At 44.6% G+C, this 2,211-nt stretch carries 3 protein-coding genes; all 3 read left to right on the top strand.

Annotated elements, in window-relative coordinates:
• On the top strand, positions 1-597 hold a 597-nt coding region (locus AK963_RS28010), incomplete at its 5' end, for a thiaminase II/PqqC family protein (RefSeq protein ID WP_139117733.1).
• Positions 598-794: 197 nt separating this feature from the next.
• Entirely contained in the window at positions 795-1,025 is a 231-nt protein-coding gene (locus AK963_RS28005) for a hypothetical protein (protein WP_066018595.1), read from the top strand.
• Between the two features lie 42 nt (positions 1,026-1,067).
• Positions 1,068-2,048, top strand: a complete 981-nt coding sequence (locus AK963_RS28000; RefSeq protein WP_066018594.1) for a DUF6976 family protein — start codon at positions 1,068-1,070, stop codon at positions 2,046-2,048.
• The last annotated feature ends 163 nt before the right edge of the window (positions 2,049-2,211 follow it).

Below are 2,211 nucleotides of genomic sequence, written 5' to 3'. Positions count from 1 at the left end.
AGAGTCAGCTTAGTAAAATATTTAACTTTCTGGAACTATCAGACTTGCAGACCACCCCAAAAAGCTATACTTAACGACAGGTCATTTTGGACTGGTGTTTTGAGGACTTTTTACGCCGGTGATGACAAGAAGTTCTTTCAGGATATTCTTAATGGAGAGTTTCTTGCGTTGGAAGCCCTTGAAAAACTGGCCAGCGCGGTCGGTATGGCCATGGCTGAGCGTGAATCGTATGAGCCAGAACCGGGAGCTCAGGCTTACAGTGCCTATATGGCCTGGCTCTGTCAATATGGTTCCGATGCAGAAGTGGCGGGGGCATTGTCCATTAATCTTGCGACATGGGGAGCTGGCTGCGCGCGAATGGCAAGAGCGCTCCAGAATCTTTACGGTTTTAAAGAGCCAGACCTTTTGTTTTTTTCCCGGTTTGCCGAATCGCCTGTGGAAGTAGGCAGTACGGCTCTGGCCATTATTGATAGAGGGTTAAAAGAAGGTATCGCACCACGACGCATTCGGCGTTCCGTTCGCATGTTACAGGGTTATGAGCTGTTATTCTGGGATACGGTTTACAAACTGAGTGTTGGAGGAGAGTCAGGTTGTTGAGCACGGTATCTTTTATACTGACAGTAATGGAGCATGGCCGAATTCATGCAGTCGGCGCTGTTTAGTTTCAAAGTACTCCAGGGCTTGCCTCTGTTTCCAGCATTTTGTATAGGTTCTAATAGCCTGTTTACTTCAGAGTATGGATAAATGCGCCGATTACACTCATTAATCTTTCGCTGAAAATAGCCGGATAGGTAATGATGAGCGCAGATATACCTCCAAAAGATCGCCCTGAGTGGATAGCCATGGCTAAGGGGCAGCACGCAATGAAGAAGTACGTGCTGCAGCTGCAAATCGATAGAATCAGTAAAAAGATGGAAGCCAATGAGATGACCATCGCAGATGGTGTGGACTACCTGTACGAGTACTTTTCCAAATACCCGAAAGGCTTTCGCAGTGACCTTGAGGAAGTGTTCAAAAGCTGGTGAGGCACAACCCTACGGAATGGTTAATCGTAAGAAGGATTTGTCATGAAAAAATTACACACATTGGAAGAAGTCTCCTCGATGATTGAGCAGGGTCGGTTGTTATCGCTGGCAGGAGATGAGCAAATTATGTCCAGGCTGCCAAAAGGGCAGTGGGTTGCTGGCAGTACCCCCTATTTTATGGACGAACAGCAGGGTAAGTTTGAACAGGATGCCATCTATGTTGATGACTTTTCAGACTTTGCAGTAGATCACAAAATTATTGCATATACGCCGGAAACCATTGCGTCGATTACCAAAGATCGTTTTGACAATGGTTTCACTTTTCTTGTTATTCCTGCTTTTTCCGAGGTTCACTCGGACTATGCACTGCGTGCCGGTGATTTTGAGAATATTTATGACAGTCCGGTTCTTGGCTGGGTTTCAGGTATAGACCTTGACTCGGAAGATAAACCCACTGTCTATAACGGAATCACTGGTGAAAGCTCATCAGCGTTTGCCATTGCCCTGCATGTAAGGATTCCTGATGGAAAAATGGCTCAGTTGGAGATTCTTAATATTCACAGCCAGGATCCCACCAGCCCGGTCATTGAATTTGAGGAAGACAGTTTCAGTGCTCAGGAATGCTTGATTGATGGTAAAAGGCTGAACTTTGCCCAATACATCACTGAAAATACGATTGATATCAAGTCCCCTATCACCTGCAGCTATGGGGGCGCGGTAATCAATGTTTGTGTAAAAGAGGTGGATACAGAAAGTGGTCGGGTGGACTTTTATGCTCCAGTCTTCAAAGGCAGACAGTATAAATTTGCAACCCCCATGGCCAATTATGCTGATGAATTTACCAGACAGCTACCAGAAAAGAATGAGAATATAGCGTTTTCCTGTAACTGTATTCTGAACTTTCTTTATGGCGAGTTGAAAGGTAAAAAAGCAGGTTTTCCTGGTCCCATCACTTTTGGTGAGATTGGTTATCGCCTGTTGAATCAGACCATGACCTACTTGGAAATAGTGGATATCGATTGATGTATGAAGATTGAGCCAGTATTGGCAGTCGTTCAGGGGAATGTAATTTAAATTGTGTAAACGCTTGTCGTTAATACTCCAAAATGGAGAATAACAATGAGCGTTGAAATCAACGAAAAACTGGTAGATCAAATAGCCAGTCAGATTAAAACTCAGGATGATC

It is taken from the genome of Endozoicomonas atrinae (genome assembly GCF_001647025.1).
In the GTDB taxonomy this organism is placed as follows: domain Bacteria; phylum Pseudomonadota; class Gammaproteobacteria; order Pseudomonadales; family Endozoicomonadaceae; genus Endozoicomonas; species Endozoicomonas atrinae.
Note: the sequence above shows the minus strand (reverse complement) of the source record. Positions and strands in the feature narration are given on the sequence as shown.

Bases quoted from the DNA above. Each gene is read 5' to 3' on its own strand.
- AK963_RS28000 (WP_066018594.1), top strand. From the start codon at position 1,068: ATGAAAAAATTACACACATTGGAAGAAGTCTCCTCGATGATTGAGCAG.
- AK963_RS28005 (WP_066018595.1), top strand. From the start codon at position 795: ATGATGAGCGCAGATATACCTCCAAAAGATCGCCCTGAGTGGATAGCC.